General features: G+C 67.3%; 15 protein-coding genes. 5 read left to right on the top strand and 10 right to left on the bottom strand.

Annotated elements, in window-relative coordinates; all coding sequences use genetic code 11:
* Window positions 1-182: 182 nt before the first annotated feature.
* The 6 genes from pyk to gap form a co-directional block, all read right to left on the bottom strand.
* On the bottom strand, window positions 183-1649 hold the full coding sequence (gene pyk, locus AC5P99_RS01120; protein WP_495212807.1) for a pyruvate kinase: 1467 nt from the start codon (window positions 1647-1649) through the stop codon (window positions 183-185).
* Between the two features lie 215 nt (window positions 1650-1864).
* Window positions 1865-2518, bottom strand: a complete 654-nt coding sequence (locus AC5P99_RS01115; RefSeq protein WP_005410834.1) for an HAD hydrolase-like protein — start codon at window positions 2516-2518, stop codon at window positions 1865-1867.
* Window positions 2515-3690 (bottom strand): phosphoglycerate kinase, encoded by a 1176-nt coding sequence (locus tag AC5P99_RS01110; protein WP_043034327.1) that lies wholly within the window; start codon window positions 3688-3690, stop codon window positions 2515-2517. The genes AC5P99_RS01115 and AC5P99_RS01110 overlap by 4 nt, the downstream gene beginning before the upstream one ends.
* Window positions 3691-4274: 584 nt before the next feature.
* Window positions 4275-5651, bottom strand: coding sequence for a DUF3999 domain-containing protein (locus AC5P99_RS01105; protein WP_049448768.1), 1377 nt, complete (start codon window positions 5649-5651; stop codon window positions 4275-4277).
* Window positions 5648-8317, bottom strand: a complete 2670-nt coding sequence (locus AC5P99_RS01100) for a DUF2339 domain-containing protein (protein ID WP_049448770.1) — start codon at window positions 8315-8317, stop codon at window positions 5648-5650. Before AC5P99_RS01100 ends, AC5P99_RS01105 begins: the two co-directional genes overlap by 4 nt.
* A 125-nt stretch (window positions 8318-8442) precedes the next feature.
* Complete coding sequence (gene gap, locus AC5P99_RS01095) at window positions 8443-9447, bottom strand: type I glyceraldehyde-3-phosphate dehydrogenase (RefSeq protein WP_005414333.1); 1005 nt, start codon at window positions 9445-9447, stop codon at window positions 8443-8445.
* Window positions 9448-9638: 191 nt separating this feature from the next.
* Here gap and AC5P99_RS01090 point away from each other — a divergent pair, with 191 nt between their 5' ends.
* The 3 genes from AC5P99_RS01090 (at window position 9639) to AC5P99_RS01080 (ending at window position 12130) form a co-directional block, all read left to right on the top strand.
* Window positions 9639-10268: an OmpW/AlkL family protein gene (locus tag AC5P99_RS01090; protein WP_005410839.1), complete on the top strand. Its 630-nt coding sequence runs from the start codon at window positions 9639-9641 to the stop codon at window positions 10266-10268.
* 231 nt (window positions 10269-10499) lie between these two features.
* Window positions 10500-11318, top strand: coding sequence for a S1/P1 nuclease (locus AC5P99_RS01085; protein ID WP_099604846.1), 819 nt, complete (start codon window positions 10500-10502; stop codon window positions 11316-11318).
* Window positions 11319-11329: 11 nt separating this feature from the next.
* A complete protein-coding gene (locus AC5P99_RS01080; RefSeq protein ID WP_099604845.1) occupies window positions 11330-12130 on the top strand; it encodes an MBL fold metallo-hydrolase in 801 nt (266 codons plus the stop codon).
* Between the two features lie 55 nt (window positions 12131-12185).
* Here the strand turns inward: AC5P99_RS01080 and AC5P99_RS01075 are convergent, their stop codons facing one another.
* Genes AC5P99_RS01075 through AC5P99_RS01065 form a run of 3 tightly spaced genes read right to left on the bottom strand, consistent with a single transcriptional unit; the run spans window position 12186 to window position 14303 of the window.
* Complete coding sequence (locus AC5P99_RS01075) at window positions 12186-12749, bottom strand: hypothetical protein (protein WP_024958475.1); 564 nt, start codon at window positions 12747-12749, stop codon at window positions 12186-12188.
* Window positions 12746-13945, bottom strand: coding sequence for a M56 family metallopeptidase (locus tag AC5P99_RS01070; protein ID WP_169448183.1), 1200 nt, complete (start codon window positions 13943-13945; stop codon window positions 12746-12748). The genes AC5P99_RS01075 and AC5P99_RS01070 overlap by 4 nt, the downstream gene beginning before the upstream one ends.
* Entirely contained in the window at window positions 13938-14303 is a 366-nt protein-coding gene (locus AC5P99_RS01065) for a BlaI/MecI/CopY family transcriptional regulator (RefSeq protein WP_049450457.1), read from the bottom strand. Before AC5P99_RS01065 ends, AC5P99_RS01070 begins: the two co-directional genes overlap by 8 nt.
* Before the next feature lie 118 nt (window positions 14304-14421).
* On the opposite strand from AC5P99_RS01065, the gene AC5P99_RS01060 reads away from it, so the two are divergent.
* Both AC5P99_RS01060 and AC5P99_RS01055 read left to right on the top strand, forming a co-directional pair.
* Window positions 14422-14979 carry a flavin reductase family protein gene (locus AC5P99_RS01060; RefSeq protein ID WP_049450458.1) on the top strand — a complete coding sequence of 186 codons (558 nt, stop codon included), beginning with the start codon at window positions 14422-14424 and terminating at the stop codon, window positions 14977-14979.
* Window positions 14980-15013: 34 nt separating this feature from the next.
* Complete coding sequence (locus tag AC5P99_RS01055; protein ID WP_049450461.1) at window positions 15014-16966, top strand: acetyl-CoA hydrolase/transferase C-terminal domain-containing protein; 1953 nt, start codon at window positions 15014-15016, stop codon at window positions 16964-16966.
* Between the two features lie 125 nt (window positions 16967-17091).
* Here the strand turns inward: AC5P99_RS01055 and tkt are convergent, their stop codons facing one another.
* Window positions 17092-19089, bottom strand: coding sequence for a transketolase (gene tkt, locus AC5P99_RS01050; protein ID WP_005410847.1), 1998 nt, complete (start codon window positions 19087-19089; stop codon window positions 17092-17094).
* Between the last annotated feature and the right edge of the window lie 132 nt (window positions 19090-19221).

The following is a 19221-nucleotide window of genomic DNA, read 5'->3' as shown; positions in this document are numbered from 1 at the left end:
GGGTGCGGGAAAAACGTAAGTATAGCCCCGCTGCCCGTTGCCCCGGTGTCGAGGCCAGGATGGAAACGATTCCAATGTCCGCGCAGGACAAGGGATGTCCTGCGGCATGGGGTCAGAGCCCCTTTGGGGATCTGACCCCGGGTCGGATCCGCGCAGCGGCTCCGACCCAAGGCCGACTGGGTTTACAGATCGCCCAGCCCAATGGCGCGGCCGTCTTCACCCACTTCCAGCAGGCGCAGGGTATTGGTGGCACCGTGGGTTTCCATGTGCTCGCCGCTGGTGAACACGACGCGGTCGCCGGCCTGCAGCAGTTCGGCTTCCACCAGCAGGCGGATGCTGCCGCGCGCGGCTTCGCGCGGGGTCAGGCCGCGGCTGTCGAAGTTGATCGGGAACACATCGCGCATCAGCGCCATCTGCCGGCGCGCGCCGTCATGGCGGGTCACCGCGAACACCGGCGCCTTGGCGCGGAAACGCGACAGGTAACGCGCGGTGCCACCGGACTCGGTCATTGCCACGATCGCGCGCACGCCCACGTGCTGGGACAGGAACATGGTGGCCATGGCAATGGCCTGGTCGGCACGCTGGAGGTTGCGCGGCGAAGCGTTGAAGTCGGTCTCGGTCTGGAACTGGCGCTCGGCCCCCAGGCAGATGCGCGCCATTGCTTCGACCGCCTTGACCGGCCAGGCACCTGCAGCGGTCTCGGCCGACAGCATCACCGCATCGGTGCCGTCGATGACCGAGTTGGCCACGTCCAGCACTTCGGCACGGGTCGGAATCGGGCTTTCCACCATCGACTGCAGCATCTGCGTGGCGGTGATCACCACCTTGTTCTGTGCCAGCGAGGCCTTGATGATCTTCTTCTGCAGGCCCGGCAGTTCGGCATCGCCGATCTCCACGCCAAGGTCGCCACGGGCGACCATCACCACGTCGCTGGCCTCGACGATTTCTTCCAGGTTCTCAATGGCCTCGGTGCGCTCGATCTTCGACACCAGTGCAGCATCACAGCCATGCGAGCGGGCGATGTCACGCGCATCGTTCATGTCCTGCGCGTTGCGGCAGAACGACACAGCGATGAAGTCGACACCGATCTTGGCGACGATGCCGATCAGTTCCTTGTCGCGCTCGGTCAGCGCGCCCAACGAGAGGCCGCCGCCCTGCTTGTTCAGGCCCTTGCGGTCGGACAGCACACCGTCGTTCAGTACGGTATTGATGATGCGTTCGCCCTGCACCTCCACCACCTGCAGCTGCATCAGGCCGTCGTCGAGCAACAGGACATCGCCCGGACCCACGTCCTGCGGCAGGCCGAGGTAGCTCACACCCACCTGGGTGGCATCACCCGGGCCGGCACTGGTGCTGGCGATCAGGTCGAAGCGGTTGCCCGCCTTCAGCTGCACCTTGCCTTCTGCGAAGCGCTCGATGCGGATCTTCGGGCCCGGCAGGTCGGCCAGGATGCCCACTTCCACGCCGACGCGGGCGGCGGCGGCACGCACTTCGGCGGCACGCTTGGCCTGGCCGGACGGGTCACCATGGCTGAAGTTGAGGCGCACCACGTTGACGCCGGCGCGGAAAAGATCCTCCAGCACGCCCGGCGGATCAGTGGCCGGACCGAGGGTGGCAAGGATCTTGGTGCGACGCTGACGCTCGAACATGGTGAATGGGCCTCTCCCGATAAAGAACGGAAATTAGCACATCCTTCACGCCGCATGTATACGGTTACAGCCTTGTGCTGCCTGACTTCGCGGGTCATGGAACGGACATCACCCGGACATACGCTGGCGCAGGGTGTTCTGTAGAGCCGGGCCATGCCCGGCTGCACCGTGGGCCGCAATCAGCGAGCGTGGGGCCAGCTCTCCAGGCGGGGCGGCTAGGCCAACAGCGTCGTCAGCTGTGCCGGCTCGCGAGCCAGCTGGCCCGCACCGGCTTCGGTCAGTTCGGCCTCACCGCCAAAGCCCCACAGTACACCCACGCTGCGCAGGCCGTGGTGGCGTGCGCCCTCGATGTCCATCCGGCGGTCGCCGATCATCCAGCACTGTGCGGGCTGCAGTTGCAGGCGGCGTAGTGCCTCCCCGACCAGCTCGGGCTTGTGGCTGCGCGAGCCGTCCAGGGTCGAACCGACGATCTCCTCGAACAGCCCGCCAAACGGCAGGTGCGCAAGGATGCGGCGCGCATGCGGCTCGTTCTTGGCGGTGACCACCGCCAGGCGGTGGCCTCGGCCATGCAGCGTGCGCAGGGTGTCTTCCACCTGCGGGTACACCGTGTGTTCGCGCCAGCCTTCGGCGTCGAAACGCTCGCGGTAATAGCCCACCGCCTGCTCCACCCGCGCTGGTTCAACGAACAGTGGCGTGAAGGTGGTACGCAGCGAAGGACCAATCCAGCCCAGCAGCGTCTCCTGCGGCGGCACCGGATGGTCCATCTTCTGCAGCGCATAGGCGATGCAGGCGGTGATGCCCACCTGCGAGTCGATCAGCGTGCCGTCCAGGTCGAAGAACAGGACATCCTTGCCGTGCCCGGCACTCATGCGCCGCGCGCGTCGAGTGCGGCGACCGCCGGCAGGGTCTTGCCTTCCAGGAACTCCAGGAACGCGCCGCCGCCGGTGGAGATGTAGCTGACCTGCTGGGCGATATCGAACTTGTCGACCGCCGCCAGGGTGTCGCCGCCACCGGCGATGGAGAACGCCCTGGAGCTGGCGATGGCGCGGGCCAGCGCTTCGGTGCCCTTGCTGAAGGCCTCGAACTCGAACACACCGACCGGGCCGTTCCAGACCACGGTGCCAGCCTTCTCGATCAGCTGCGCGTACTGCGCCGCGGTCTGCGGGCCGATGTCCAGGATCAGATCATCTTCGGCAACGGCGTCGACCGCCTTCACCTCGGCGACCGCGTCGGGCATGAACTGCTTGGCGGTCACCACGTCCACCGGCAGCGGGATGTCGGCGCCGCGCGCCTTGGCATCGGCCACGATCTTCTTCGCGGTGTCCAGCAGGTCCGGCTCGTACAGCGACTTGCCGACGTTGTAGCCGGCGGCAGCGATGAAGGTGTTGGCGATGCCACCACCGACGATCAGCTGGTCGACCTTGCCGACCAGGTTGGCCAGCAGTTCCAGCTTGGTGCTGACCTTGCTGCCGGCGACGATGGCCAGCAGCGGCTTGGCCGGTGCATCCAGCGCCTGCGCCAGCGCGTCCAGTTCGGCCATCAGCAGCGGGCCACCGGCAGCAACCGGGGCGAAGCGGATGACACCGTGGGTGGAGGCCTGCGCACGGTGCGCGGTGCCGAAGGCGTCCATCACGAACACATCGCACAGGGCGGCGTACTTCTTCGACAGGGCTTCATCGTCCTTGCCCTCGCCGACGTTCATGCGGCAGTTTTCCAGCAGCACCAGCTGGCCCGGCTGCACCTCGACGCCGTCGACCCAGTCGCGCACCAGCGGAACCTCGCGACCGAGCAGCTCGGACAGGCGCTGGGCCACCGGCGCCAGCGAATCGGCTTCGCTCCACACACCTTCCTTCGGGCGCCCCAGGTGCGAGGTGACCATCACCGCCGCGCCCTGCTCCAGCGCGCGCTTGAGCGTCGGCAGCGAAGCGGTGATGCGCTGTTCGGAAGTGATGCGGCCATTCTCGATCGGCACGTTCAGATCCTGGCGGATCAGCACGCGCTTGCCGGAGAGGTCGAGGTCGGTCATGCGGACGATGGACATGGGCAACTCTTTGGCTCGGGGACGGGATGCCGGGATGCGGCAGACGTCCATTGTATCGGGTGCGGGTGGTGGGAGGGTCGATGCCTGCGGCAGGCAGAGGCGCAACTGCAGCAGCAACAGCAACAGCACAGCCAGAGCCAAAGCGCTGGCGCTTCGTGGTGCCGTGAGTGGGCCGGGGCGGTGTGGGCTGGCAGGGGACGCCGTGAATCCGTCCGTGGAGGCTTGGCAGCCGCATCCATGCGGCTGACACCCCTGCCAACCCGCACCGCCCCGGCCTCGACAGGTTCATGAGGTAGAGCGGATGGCAAACGCAAGAGCAGTGTGTGGTGTCTGCTGAAGAAAGAAGGGGTGCGCGAAGCGCGCGACCCGCTTTTGCTTTTCTTTTTTTCTACGTGGGTGGACGCACACGGAAACTGTCCGTGGCCGGGCGGGTGGGTTGGCTGGGGGCGTGAGCCGCATGGATGCGGCGACCGAGCCTACAGGGACGTATTCACGGCGTCCCCCAGACAACCCACCCGCCCGGCCAAGCGCGGCTTTTGCTCGAAGAACGACCACCCACGAGGGGCTGCGCCGTTCGCTGGAACCTATTCCGAAGGCGCCGGCTTCTGCCGAAGCAGGCTGACCGCCAGGCCGCCAACAACCAACACACCCAGCCCCAGCAACGCCCACAGCAACCACGCCTTCCAATCGTGCTGCGGCTTCAGCGCCGCGTCACCGGCCAGCGGCTCCGGGCTGCCCTCCAGGCGCGCCAGCGTCGGCTGCCACGAAGGATCATTGCGCTGCCGCAGTTCCTCGATCAACACACCGATCGGCGCTTCCATGCGGCGCGCGGTCGCGCTGCCCACTGCCAATGCATACGGCGCTGCCCCCTGGCTGAGGAACACCAGTACTTCCGGCTGGTAGCCCAAGCGCAGGGTCGGCGCGGTCGCAGTTTCCGCCGGATTCGCCACCAGCTTCCAGTAGCGGTCACGATGCACGCCCCCCAGCGGCTGGGCCGCTGATTGCTGGCGCTGGCCCTGCGCGCCCTGCTGCAGTTGGTACGCAATCCATGGCGCACTGCGGCGCTGCCATTCCGCACTCTCGTCATCGCGGCTGAACAACGTCCACTGCACCAGGCTGTTGTCGGTGCTGGCCACATCCGCGCGCGCTACCGGGAAGCGGCCATCCATCTCGAAGGTGTACTCGCCCTTGCCCTTCGAGGTCGGTTCCAGCGACAACCACTCCCACGGCAATGTGGCCGGTGCCGGCGGCAACTCGGCCAGTACGCTGCGCAGCGTTGGCAACCGTGCATCGCCCTGCGCCAGCACGCGCAGATAGCGCGCCTCGCCGTCCACCTGCAGGCGGCGCTGCAGCAGGCGCTTGCCAGCACGCTGCAGGTCGACCAGCGGGATGTCACGCCCGATCGGACGCCAGTGCTGCAGGTCGTCGCTGGCATCCAGCTGCACCTGCGCCTGCAACGGCTGTCCGCTGTCAGCCCAGTCCAGCACCAGTGCCGCCAACGGTTGCTGGCCGAGCACGCTGGCATCGATCAGCCAACCACCCTGCCCGTTCGCTGCCGCACCGCCGCTCACGCGTGCTTCGACGCGACGGACACGGCCATCGGTATCGCGCTCGGTCAGCAACTGCAGATCGTTGCGCTGTGCTTCGGCCAGCGGCGGCAGCGCGAACCACGGCAGCTCACGCTGCACCGGCGGCTGTGCCAGCGGCTGGTCGGGCGCCAGCAGCGCCGATGGCAACGATTGGCCGGCGGCGTTGAACACCTGCAGGTCACCCAGGTCTGCGGCACCTGCACGGCGATAGATCGCCGGCTCCAGAACCACCCTGTACGCACCGGACTGTGCGCTGGACAGCGTCAGCGGCCACTGCTCGGCGTACTGCGTGCGGTAGTCGGCGGCCTGCACCGCGACGGCGGCCAGCATGCCGAACATCGCCGGCAGCAGCGCCCTGCTCCACTTCCTCATTGTTTTTCCTCCACGGACGGCGCCGCGCTGGGCGGTGCCGGTGCCAGATAACCCACGACCGTGCACAGCAGGCCGTAGGCGATGAACGATGCGATGCCCAGCAGGTTGCCCAGGTGCTGGCGATCGACGATGACCAGCTTGGCCAGCACCACGCCCATCAGCACGGCACCGACCATCCACAACACGCGCTGGCCACGGCGCGATCCCCACACCCAGGCAATCACGCCGAGCACGCTCCACAGCACGGTCAGGCTGGTCTGCGCGAGGCTGGAACGCATCATCGACGCACTCCACGACAGGCCACCCCACTGATGCACGCCATGCAGCACCACGCTGGTCAGCGCGACGAACGTTGCCAGTGACAGCAGCGGCATGCGGATTCCCGACAGGGTCTTCGGCGCCTGATCGCTGTACAGCCAGCGTGCAAGCAGCAACAGGCTCAGCCACTGTCCGAGATCGGCCGGATTCAATACCGGCAGCCAGAGCAGCGGCGCAGCATCGCCCGGCAGCAGCTGTCCGAACAGCCAGCCGATCGACAACAGGCCGAACAGCACACACTGCAGCGGCTGGCGCACGCGATCGAACGCTGCACCCAGCGGCCAGCGCAGCGCATTCCAGCGCCACAGCGACAGCGCCGCCATCAGCAGCCACGGCACCGTCACCAGCAATGTGGTCCAGCCCTGTGCCAACCCGGCCTCGCCACCGCCCCACAGGGCCAGCAGCGAAAGCAGAGACGGCCACAACAGCCACCACAGGAACTGCGCGATGCGCGCCACGCTGTCGCCCCCCTGGCGCAGGCAGAGCAGCGTGCGCACGCCCATCACCGCGAACACCGCCCAGGCCAGCGCACCGTAGCCGGCGAACGGCTGATGGTGCGCGTCGCTCTGCATCAGCGCCAGCGGGAAGCCCAGCGCCAGCATGGCCAGCGCGGTCACGCCCAGTGCGCGTGCCGGCTGACGGCGCTGCATTTCGGCGGCCAGCCAGGCAGTGACGGCGGCCAGCACCAGCAACGCGTCCACTTCGGTGCGGTACGGGAAGAAGCGGGTGATCTCATGCACCATGCCGCCCAGCCACCACAGCAGGCCCCACAGGTAGTAGACCAGGGCGATCTCACGGCGTGACCTGCGCTGGTAGCTCCAGGCCGACGCGAAGCCGGCCAGGGCCAGCAGCAGCGCCCCGATGGCAGTCGGATTGATCAGGAAGCGCAGGTCCTCATGCCAGTGATCGCCACCGGCCACGAAGGCGAACGCAGCGCCCATCTGCAGCAGCGCGCCGGACACCTGCGGCAGCCAGCGCTTCTGGCGCAGGCCCAACCAGGCCAGTCCGGCGCCTTCCAGCGCGAAGACCGCGCCGGTGGCCCGCGCCGACAAGGCCAGCGGCACCGCCAGCGTGGCAAAGCCCACCGCCAGCACCGCGTGCGACTGCGCCAGCACGGTGTACGACGCGCGCCTGATCAACGCCCACGCCAGCGCCGCGTAGATCGCGGCCAGGCCCAGTGCGCACAGCGCCAGCGTCATCGGCTGCTGGTACAGCATCCCCGCCTGCAACGAGAACGCGACCAACGGCGTACCGAACACCAGGCTGCCATCGACCAGGTCACGCTGCCCGGCGGGCTGCCGGCGTGCGTAGAGCAATGGGATCAGCAGGTAGAAGGCGAAGAACAGCAGCAGGAACGGCTCGGTGCTGCTGAACTTGTCAGGCGCGTACTGCAGCACGCCCCAGAACGTGCCGATACCGAAGGTGAAGGCGAAGCCCAGCAGGTTCAGCGCGCGCCACGGTCGGAACCAGGCAATGGCGAAGATGCCGGCGTTGAGCACGGCGTAGTAGCTGAACAACCCCACGTGGTTGCCGCTGCCGGTGGACAGCCACAGCGGTGCCATGAAGCCGGCGAGGATGCCCAGCACCGCCAGCGTGCGCGAGTTCTGCACCACCGCCAGCACGCACAGCGCGGCCACCAGTGCAATGGAGCTGACGAAGGCGAAGCCCGGCGGAATCAGCTCGAAACGCTTGAAGGCCGCGAAGATGGTCAGCAGCAGCACGCCGATGGCACCACCCTGCAAGGCCAGCGCAAACAGGCGCCGACGCTCGCGCTGGTGCCAGCCGAACGCCAGCAGGCCCAGTGCACCGACGGTAACACCGGCCAGGCGCAGCTCGATCGGCAGCACCAGCCAGCCCTGGTCGCTGACGTACTTCAGCAGCGCAGCGACACCGGCCAGCAGCACCAGCATGCCGATCTTCACCGGCACGTTGCCCTCGGTGAACCAGCGCTTGACCGCGCCAATGCCGCGCTCGATGAAGTTCGGCAGCGCCGGTCCGGAAGGCAACGGTGGCTGCATCGGCGCGGGTGGCACCGGCGGTGGTGCGATCGGGCGCGGCGCCTCCGTTGCCGCAGGCACCGCTTCGCGCACCGGCGTTGGCTGAGGCGGGGGCGGAGGCGGAGGCGGTGCAGCAGCCGCCACCGGCCGCAGGAACGGTGGATCGGCACTGGCCACAGGGGGGGCCGCAGGCCGTTCAGGCGCGTGCATGGCGGCGACCGGCGCGGCAGCCATGGCGCTTTCCAGCGCGGCGACGCGGCGGCGCAGGCCGGCAATCATCACCAGCGCCACCACCAGCAGCAGCGGGATGGCCAGCAGGACCAGTACGACCAGGGCAATCAGTGCTTCCATTGCGTGCTTCCATAGCGTTCCCGCGCCCCAGCGGCAGCGGTCGACCGGCCCATGCTACGACAGGGCCGGCCCCATAAACGACGAACCCCGGCCAGGCCGGGGTTCGTGTGCGATCTTCGCCGGCCTTACTTGGCGGCGATGACCTTGGCCATTTCCAGGCACTTGTTCGAGTAGCCCCACTCGTTGTCGTACCAGGTGACCAGCTTGACGAAGGTGCCGTCCAGGGCGATGCCAGCGTCGGCGTCGAACACCGAAGTGCAGGTTTCGCCGCGGAAATCGGTGGCCACCACCTTGTCTTCGGTGTAGCCCAGGATGCCCTTCAGCGGGCCTTCGCTCTGTGCCTTCACTTCCGCGCAGATCTCGGCGTAGGTGGCTTCCTTTTCCAGTTCGACGGTCAGGTCGACCACCGACACGTCCGAGGTCGGGACGCGGAAGCTCATGCCCGTCAGCTTCTTGTTCAGTTCCGGGATGACCACGCCGACGGCCTTGGCCGCACCGGTGGACGACGGGATGATGTTCTCCAGGATGCCACGGCCACCGCGCCAGTCCTTGTTGGACGGGCCATCGACGGTCTTCTGGGTGGCGGTTGCCGCATGCACGGTGGTCATCAGGCCGCGCTTGATGCCCCACTTGTCATTGATGACCTTGGCCAGCGGGGCCAGGCAGTTGGTGGTGCACGAGGCGTTGGAAATGATCGCCTGGCCGGCGTAGGTCTTGTCGTTCACGCCGTAGACGAACATCGGCGTGTCGTCCTTCGACGGCGCCGACATGATGACCTTCTTGGCGCCGGCATCGATGTGCTTCTGCGCGGTTTCCTTGGTCAGGAACAGGCCGGTGGCTTCCAGCACCACGTCGGCACCGACTTCATCCCACTTCAGGTTGGCCGGGTCGCGTTCCTGGGTCAGGCGGATCTTCTTGCCGTTGACCAGCAGGTCGTTGCCCTGCACCGCCACGTCGGCCTTGAAGCGGCCGTGCACGGAGTCGTACTTGAGCATGTACGCCAGGTAGTCCGGCTCCAGCAGATCGTTGATGGCCACGATTTCGATGTCGTCGCCGAAGTTCAGCACCGCCGAGCGCAGGACGTTACGCCCGATGCGACCGAAACCGTTGATACCAACCTTGATTGCCATTTCTCAAGCTCCTGCGGCCGCTACGGGTGCGGCGGGATGGATAGGGCCCACAAGTCTAGCAAACCGGGGCTGGCCACCGTGGGCCAGCGCCCGGGCCAGAGGACCGGCGGACAGGATTTGATCCGGATCAAAGCGTTAGCACGGCGTGAGGCCGAGACTGTCGCCATCCACCCAGCAACGAGATCACCCCCATGCGCAAGACCTCCCCCCTGATCCTGGCCGGCCTGGCCGCCGCCCTGTCCCTCGCCGCCGCCCCGGCCATGGCCCAGTCCAAGGGCGACTGGACCGTCTCGGCCGGCGTCCACCAGGTGGCGCCGAAGTCGAACAACGGCTGGCTGGCCGGCCACACGCTGAAGGTCGACGTCGACAACGACGTCAAGCCGACCATCACCGGCGAGTACTTCATTGCCGACAACCTGGGCATCGAAGTGCTGGCCGCGCTGCCGTTCAAGCACGACATCAACATCAATGGCCTCGGCCGCGTCGGCAGCACCAAGCAGTTGCCGCCGGTGGTGACCCTGCAGTACCACTTCAACAGCAAGGGCAAGGTCTCGCCGTTCGTCGGCGCGGGCGTGAACTACACGACCTTCTTCAGCGAAGACACCACCGGTGCGCTGGCCGGCAGCAAGCTGAAGCTGCAGGATTCGTGGGGCCTGGCCGCGCATGCGGGCATCGACTTCGCGATCGGCGAGAAGGGCGCCCTGCGTGTGGACATGCGCTGGATCGACATCGACAGCAAGGTGAAGTTGAACGGCGAGAAGATCGGCACGGTCAACATCGATCCGCTGGTCTACGGCGCTTCGTACGTCTTCAAGTTCTAAGCGGTGTGTTGGGCGCGGGGGCTTCGCCCCCGCTCCCCCGCCATACGCAAAACCCTCGCAGCATGTTGCCCCGGTGATTGCCGGGGCTTTTTTGTGCCTGGGACTGAAGCGGTTCCGGAGCCGGGGCGAGGCGGGGAGCAGAGCCGGGACACGCCCCGCCTCCCGCTGCGCTCCCGCTTCGAAACAGGAACGCGCCGCTCTTCAATCCACCTACCCCGCTAGAATGTGCACATGAAAGCCCTGCATTCCCTGTTCCTCGCCGCCGCCCTGGCGCCGGCTCTGCTGTCCGCTTCCGCCCCCGCCCATGCCTGGGGCGCACAAGGCCACCGCCTTGTCGCCGAAGTCGCCGACGCCCGTCTCAACCCCGCTGCCCGCGCAGAAGTGGACCGCCTGCTGGCCACCGAACCGGACGCCACGCTGGCCAGCATCGCCCCGTGGGCCGACCAGCTGCGTGCCAAGGATCCGGGCCTGGGCCGTCGCTCGGCCGGCTGGCACTACGTCAACATCGCCGAAGACAATTGCCATTACGAAGCACCGAAGCACTGCAGGAACGGCAACTGCATCGTCGAGGCCCTGAAGGCACAGAGCACCATCCTCGGCGACCGCAGCCTGACCGATGGCGAGCGTCTGCAGGCGCTGAAGTTCGTCGTGCACCTGGTCGGCGACATCCATCAGCCGATGCACGCCGGTTACGCGCACGACAAGGGCGGCAACGATTTCCAGCTGCAGTTCGGCAACCGCGGTACCAACCTGCACTCGCTGTGGGACAGCGGCATGCTCAACACCCGCAAGCTGGACGACGCGGGCTACCTGCCGCTGCTGCAGAGCCAGCGCGCGCCGAAGCTGGCGCGCCAGTCCAACCCGCAGCGCGACCCGCAGACGTGGGCCGAGGCCAGCTGCGGCATTTCCATGCAAGCTGGCGTTTATCCGGCCACGCGTAAAATCGGTGACGAATACACCGAGCGCTACCGGCCGCTGGCCGAAGCGCAGCTGCGGCTGGCCGGTGAAAACCTGGCGCAGTTGCTGAACCGCGTGCTCGGCGCGCGCTGAGGAGGGTTCCAATGTCGGTCCAGGTGCAGTCGTTCTTCCACCGTGACAGCAATACCTTCAGCTACCTGGTCAGCGACCCGGCCAGTAGCGAGGCAGCGCTGATCGACCCGGTCCTGGACTACGACCCGGATACCGACGCCAGCAGTGAAGCGCCGCTGCATGCCGCGTTGCAGGCCATCGAGCAACACGGTCTGCAGCTGCGCTGGCTGCTGGAAACCCATGCCCACGCTGACCATGTGTCGGCCGGGCGCCGCCTGAAGCATCGTTTCCCGCAGGCCACGCTGGCCATCGGCGAAGGCATCCGCGCGGTACAGGCAACGTTTGCACCACGCTATGGCCTGCAGCTTCCTGCCGCAGATGAAATCTTCGATCACCTGTTCAGCGACGGCGAAACCTTCGCTCTGGGCGAACTGCGCTGCCAGGTGATCGCCGTGCCCGGCCATACCAGCGACAGCATCGCCTACCTGATCGACGATGCGCTGTTCACCGGCGACTCGCTGTTCATGCCCGACGGCGGCACCGCCCGCTGCGATTTCCCGGGCGGCGATGCCGCACAGCTGTACCGTTCGATCCAGCGCCTGCTGGCCTTGCCCGATGCAACGCGCGTGTTCGTCTGCCACGACTACGGCCCGGGTGGACGCGGCTTTGCCAACGAAACCACCATCGGCGAACAGCGCGCGCACAACATCCACGTGCATGAGGGCGTAGCCGAGGCGGAGTTCGTCAGCGTGCGGCAGGCCCGCGATGCGACGCTGGAAGAACCGAAGCTGATGCAGCCAGCGGTGAAGGCCAACATCCAGGGCGGGGCCTGATCGACGCCGCTGTATTGGCCCGGCATGGCCCGGCGCCACCCGGCATCACGCGCGATCATTTTCCCTGCGTGCGGACCGTCTGCCGGCCCTTCACGACCTCGAAGGTGAAGGCGTACTGCAGGGTGACGGCCACCGGTTCGACCCGCTCGGCACTGCGGCAGTCGCCGCGATCAGCCGGCACTTTGCCTGCCGCGAAGTGACAGACTGCGGCGGAGGAGTACTTCCACATGGCAACCGCCTCCTGCGCTGCCTGCAGCAAGGGCGCATTCTCCGGTGCCTCACCCGCACTGCATTCGCTGCGGTCGGTCAGCGGGATGCTGCGCTCAACGCTGCCCTGCGCATCCACCACCACCTGCAGGCAGACCGTAGTCGGCGGCAGCGAGGTGCGTGGATCACGCTCGCCCACTACCGGGTCCGGTGCCGTATGCAGTTGTGGCATGCGGTAGCCTTCGCTGGCGGCCAGCGCGTAGGGCTGGATCTGGCCGGTCCCTCCCCCCGCATCGGGTCGCAGGCGCTGGTGACCCACATTCTCGCTGCGGGTATCGGCGGTGGTCAGGCGATCCTGGGTTGCACATCCCGCCAGCAGCACCGCCATCATCAGCAGCGGCGCTCGCTTCACTTCGTGTCCTCGGTGTCATCCATGGCGTAGGTAATCGGGACGCGCACGGCACCGGCCACCGGCTTGCCGTTCTTCACTGCGGGCCGATAGGTCCAGCTGCGCGCCGCAGCAATCGAGACAGCATCGAACACCCCCGGATTGGTGGCGCTGAGCACCTGGACGTCGGTGGGACGGCCTTGGGCATCCACTTCCACGCGCAGGTTCACCACGCCCACCTGGCGCTGCTCGACCGCAGATTTCGGATAGGACGGCGGCGGCATCTTGTCGACCTGGATCTCCCGATCCATGACGGACCCTGCCGGGCCTCCCGCGCCTCCGCCCTGGCTGGCCCACGCCACCGCTCCCATTCCCAGGCACAACCCGACCACCAGTACCTGTCCCGACACCCACGGCAATGCCTTCCGCTTGGACTGCTTCAACATGGCGATGCGCTCCTTCAACACGGGTTGGCTGCGCCAATGGCAGACCGCGGGCGCAACCGGTTGGACCAGCTGCGCCTTCAGCAGCGTGCTGGCGTAGAGGCCGCGCAGCGCAGGCTGCGGGCCGATGGTGCGGGCATCGCAGGCCAGTTCCTGGTCGCGCAGGAAGCGGCGTGCGGCCCAAGGCAGCAACGGGTGGAACCAGAACACCGCGCGCACCAGCAGCAGCGCGCCGTTGGCCCAGTGGTCGCCATTGCGACGGTGGCTGCGCTCGTGCTGCAGGATCAGGCCCTGTTCCTGCGCGCTGAACTGCTGATCGAACTCCGGGCCAACCACGATGCGCGGCCGCCACAGGCCAACCAGCGCTGGCAGGCCCGGGTCGGCGCTGGCCTGCCAGCTGCCATCGGTGCGCGGCGTCAGTGGCCCCATGCGCCGTTCGAATCGACGCTGCGCGCGCAGGTCGCGCAGCAGGCGGAGGCCCGTGCCCACGGCCCAGAATGCCAGCAACAACCCGGCCCATGGCAAGGACTGGCCGACCGCGCCATCAATGGCACCGGGCAGCACTTTCAGCGGCAGCGTGGGTACCTGCTGCAACAACGCAACCTGCGGCAACGGCAGCATCAGTGCCAGCAGCACCATCGGCAGCAGCCACCAGCTGCGGTATGCCAGACCAGCGCCCCCCAATCGCACCAGCAGCGGCCGCATCACCGCCAGCAGGACCGCGCCCACCGCCAACCACAGGCTGGCCTGCCACACTCCGTTGAGCAGCTCAGTCATGGTCCAGCTCCTGGATCAGTTTCTTCAGTTCGGTGATGTCCTGCGCGCTCAACTGGCCGCGCTCGCTGAAGTGCGCGACCAGCGGCGCCACGCGCCCTTCAAAGACACGACCGATGAAATCCTGGCTCTGTGCCGCCACCCAAGCCTGGCGCTGCAGCAGCGGCCGGTACAGGTAGCGCCGGCCATCACGCTCGGCAGCAATCGCGCCCTTGGTCAGCAGACGATTGAGCAGGGTCTTGATGGTCGGTTCGGCCCAGTCGCGGTGGGCCAGTGCGGCGACCACTTCATCGGCGCTACGCGGTGCCTGCTGCCACAGCACCTCCATCACAACGGCTTCGGCTTCGCTGATCGGAGTCATTGTTTACGTCCGTAATCGATAAACCGATTACGCGCGTAATCGAATCGCCTGTCAAGCCCCTCGACTCCAGGTTCATCCTGGCTGCGCCAGCATCGATGCCTCCCGCCCCAGGCCCCGGATGAAGCCGCTGCCCAAGAAGGATTTCCCGGTCGAGCAGGCCCGCCGCTTCCTCGAACCTGGCCCGATCGTGCTGGTCAGTACCGCCTGGCGTGGCCAGCGCAACCTGATGACGCTGGGCTGGCACATGGTGATGGGTTTCTCGCCGTCATTGGTCGCCACCTACCTGTGGGACGCGAACCACAGCCACGCGCTGGCCCGTGGCAGCGGCGATTGCGTGATCAATGTGCCGGGGGTGGAACTGCTCGACACCGTGGTCGACATCGGCAACTGCAGCGGCCGCGAGGTCGACAAGTTCGCCCGTTTCGAGCTCGATGCGCTGCCCGCGCGCGAGGTCGGCGCGCCGCTGGTCGGCCAATGTCATTCGTGCTTCGAATGCCGACTCTACGACGACAGCCAGGTGCAATCGAGCAACCTGTTCATCTGGGAAATCGTGCGCGCCCACGTCGCGCCCCGGCCGAAACTGCCGCGCACGGTGCATTACCGGGGCGATGGCCAGTTCATGGTGTCCGGCGCCGAAGTCTCGCGTCGACGGCGGTTCAAGCCCGACATGCTGTAATGCCAGCACTCCCCCACACGCAGGACCGCCGCGCATGACCGAACACCTCACCGACCTGGACGCCGCCGTCGACTGGTTGTTTGCGCGCGTGGACGGGCCGCTGCGGATCGGGGCACCGCTGGCACTGGGCAAGCCGCATCGGCTGCTCAATGCCCTTTATGCACGCGTCGAGCACGATCCATCGCGACCGCTGCAGCTGTATACCGCGCTGTCGCTGAACCCGCCGAAGGCGCGCGGCAACGGCCTGGAAGCGCGCTTCATGGCGCCGTTCGCGCAGCGCCATTTCGGCGACGATTTCCCGCGCCTGGCCTATGCCGATGCGATCGCGCGCGATGCGCTGCCGGCACATGTGCAGGTGGAAGAGTTCTACATGCAGTCCGGCGCCCTGCTCGGTTCGCGCCAGGCGCAGTCCAGCTATACCAGCCTGAACTACACCCACGCCGCCGATGCGGTCGCGCAACGCGCGCCGCAGGTGATCGTGCAGAAGGTGGCGATGCGGCCGAACGATCGCCGGCTTTCGCTGTCGTGCAACAACGACATCACCCAGGACACGCTGGATGCGATGACCGCGCGCGGGCTGCCGCGCCCGTTGCTCATCGCCGAGATCGATCCGCAGCTGCCTTACATGGGCGGCTCGGCCACGGTCGATGTGTCGTTCTTCGATCTGGTGATCACCCCGCCGCCGCCGTACCCGGCGCTGTTCGGGCTGCCGCGGCAGCCGGTGGGCGATGCCGACTACGCCATCGGCCTGTACGCCAGCACGCTGGTGCGCGACGGCGGCACCCTGCAGATCGGCATCGGCACGCTGGCCGACGCGCTCAGCCATGCGCTGGTGCTGCGCCACACCGACAACGCGCGCTACCGCCGCGTGCTGCATGCGCTGGATCCACAGCTTGCCAGCCACCCGCTGGTGCAGGAGATCGGCGGACTGGATCCGTTCGAGGTGGGCCTGTACGGCTGCAGCGAGATGCTCAACGAAGGCTTCCGCCGGCTGGTGCAGACCGGGGTGATCAAGCGCAAGGTGCACGACGACCTGGCGCTGATGCAGCGCATCGAGAACGGCAGCACGTTGTCGATCGACCACGCCACCCTGGCCGCCGAGGGTGAGTACCTGCACGGCGCGTTCTACCTGGGCTCGCCGGAATTCTACGAGTGGCTGCGCACGCTGCCGGAAGACGAATGCCGCGCGATCGGCATGCGCCGCATCAGCGAGATCAACCAGCTGTACGGCGGCAACGAAACGCTGGAACGCCTGCAGCGCCGCCATGCGCGCTTCTTCAACTCCTGCATGATGGCCACCGCGCTGGGCGCGGCGGTGTCGGACGCGCTGGACGATGGACGCGTGGTATCCGGTGTGGGCGGCCAGTACAACTTCGTGGCGATGGCACATGCACTGCCGGAAGCGCGCAGCGTGCTGATGTTCCGCGCCGCGCGCGATGACAAGGGCCAGCGCGCATCCAACGTGCGCTGGAACTACGGGCACACCACCATCCCGCGCCACCTGCGTGACATCTACCTCAACGAATACGGCATCGCCGACCTGCGCGGGCTGACCGACGAGGACTGCGTGCACGCAATGACCGCGATCACCGAGGCGCCGTTCCAGGGTGAGCTGCTGCAGCAGGCGCAGGCCTCGCGCAAGCTGTTGGCGGCCGCGCAACCGGATCCGGCGCGCCAGCAGCGCAACACGCCGCAGGCGCTGGCAGCGGCGTTGGCCCCGTTCCGCGCCGATGGCAGCCTGCCCGACTATCCGCTGGGCAGCGATTTCAACGAGATCGAGCAGGTGCTGGTGAAGGCGCTGGCCTGGCTGAAGGCCAATACGCAGACCCGCGCCGGCAAGCTGCGTACCGTCTGGGCAGCGCTGCGCCAACCGGCAGGCGACGGCGATGCGGTGTACCTGCAGCGCATGGGCCTGCAGGCACCGAAGGACTTCGCCGAGCGCCTGGACGCGCGCCTCCTGCGGCTGGCACTGGCGCGCACCGCCTGAGAAAAGGGGACGGAGGGGATTAAGTCGCATGTGCACAAACGACTTAATCCCCTCCGTCCCCTTTTTCCTGCGGCAAAGAAAAGGCCGGCGTGCGCCGGCCTTTCCTCATTACGTCGCGAAGCTGCTTACAGCGACTTGGCCGCTTCCACCACGTGGGCAGTGGTGATGCCGAAGTGCTTGTACAGCTGGTCGGCCGGGGCCGAGGCACCGAAGGTGTCGATACCGATCACGGCACCGTCCAGGCCGACGAACTGGCGCCAGAAGCCGGTGACGCCGGCTTCCACCGCCACGCGCTTGCGCACGGCGTTCGGCAGCACCGATTCACGGTAGGCCGCATCCTGGCGCAGGAACACGTCGGTGGACGGCATCGAGACCACGCGGGTCTTGAGGCCGGCCGCGTCCAGCTGGGCCTTGGCTTCGGTGGCCAGCGAGACTTCCGAACCGGTGGCGATCAGGATCACGTCCGGGGTACCGGCAGCGTCGGCCAGCACGTAGCCACCGCGCTCGATCTGGGCGATCTGCTCGGCGTTGCGCGGCTGGTGCGGCAGGTTCTGGCGGCTGAACACCAGGCAGCTCGGGCCGTCCTGGCGGGTGATCGCAGCCTTCCAGCTCACCGCCGACTCGACCGCATCGCACGGACGCCACACGTCGTTGTTCGGGATGTAGCGCAGCGAAGCCAGGTGCTCCACCGGCTGGTGGGTCGGGCCGTCTTCGCCCAGGCCGATCGAGTCGTGGGTGTAGACGTGGATGGCGTGGGCCGGGATCAGCGCGCTCATGCGCACGCCGTTGCGGGCGTAGTCGCTGAACACCAGGAAGGTGGCGTCGAACGGAATGAAGCCACCGTGCAGGGCCAGGCCGTTGGCGATGGCGGTCATGCCGAACTCGCGCACGCCGTAGTACACGTAGTTGGCGTTGGCGTCGTCGCTGGCAACCGACTTGCTGCCCTTCCACAGGGTCAGGTTGGAGTGCGCCAGGTCAGCCGAGCCGCCGACGATTTCCGGCAGCAGCGGTGCATAGGCTTCGATGGCCAGCTGCGACGCCTTGCGCGAGGCGATCGTCGGGCCTTCGGCGGCCACCTGGGCGATGTAGGCATCGGCCTTGGCAACGAAGTCGGCCGGCAGTTCGCCATGCGAGCGGCGGGTCAGTTCGGCTGCTTCAGCCGGGTACTGGCTGGCGTACTTGTCGAACAGCTGTTCCCACTCGGCCTGGCGCAGCGTGCCGGCGCCGTTGGCGCGCCAGCCGTCGTAGATCGCCTGCGGGATCTCGAACGGACCGTATTCCCAGCCCAGCTGCTTGCGGGTGGCTTCCAGTTCGTCCTTGCCCAGCGGTGCGCCGTGGCTGGATTCCTTGCCCGCCTTGTTCGGCGAACCAAAGCCAATGGTGGTGCGGCAGCAGATCAGGGTCGGCTTGTCGCTCTGCGACAGCGCGGCCTCGATGCCGGCCTTGATGCTCTCCGGGTCATGGCCATCGACATCGCGCACCACGTTCCAGCCATAGGCCTCGAAACGCTCCGGGGTGTTGTCGGTGAACCAGCCCTCGACGTTGCCGTCGATGGAGATGTGGTTGTTGTCCCAGAAGCAGACCAGCTTGTGCAGGCCCCAGGTACCGGCCAGCGAAGCGGCTTCATGCGACACGCCTTCCATCAGGCAGCCATCGCCCATGAACACCCAGGTGCGGTGGTCGACCACTTCCAGCTCCGGGCGGTTGAAGCGCTGTGCCAGCAGCTTCTCGGCCAGGGCGAAGCCCACGGCATTGGCGAAACCCTGGCCCAGCGGGCCGGTGGTGGTTTCCACGCCCGGGGTCTCGTGGCGCTCCGGGTGACCGGCGGTGTGGCTGCCCAGCTGGCGGAACAGCTTCAGCTGCTCGATCGGCAGGTCGTAACCACTCAGGTGCAGCAGCGCGTACTGCAGCATCGAACCGTGGCCGTTGGACAGCACGAAACGGTCGCGGTTGAACCAGTGCGGGTTGCTCGGGTTATGGCGGAGATAGTCGTTCCAGAGGACTTCGGCGATGTCGGCCATGCCCATGGGCATGCCGGGGTGGCCGGACTTTGCGGTTTCAACCGCATCGGCGGCAAGGAAGCGGATGGCGTTGGCCAACTGGCGACGGGTAGGCTGCGTCATGGTTCTGTCGGAATCGGGAGGCGGCCGCGGACGTGCGGGCGGCCTATTGTCCCATAGTCGCCGGGCGGGGGGTCGGTTCACCTTGCCCGGTCGTGCCGGCCGCTGGCCGGCAACGTCGTCATCTCCCCCGGA

Source organism: Stenotrophomonas sp. YJH_SMC_80, from assembly GCF_059372495.1.
The sequence above is the reverse complement of the archived record's forward strand: the minus strand, read 5'-3'. Positions and strand labels throughout refer to the sequence as shown.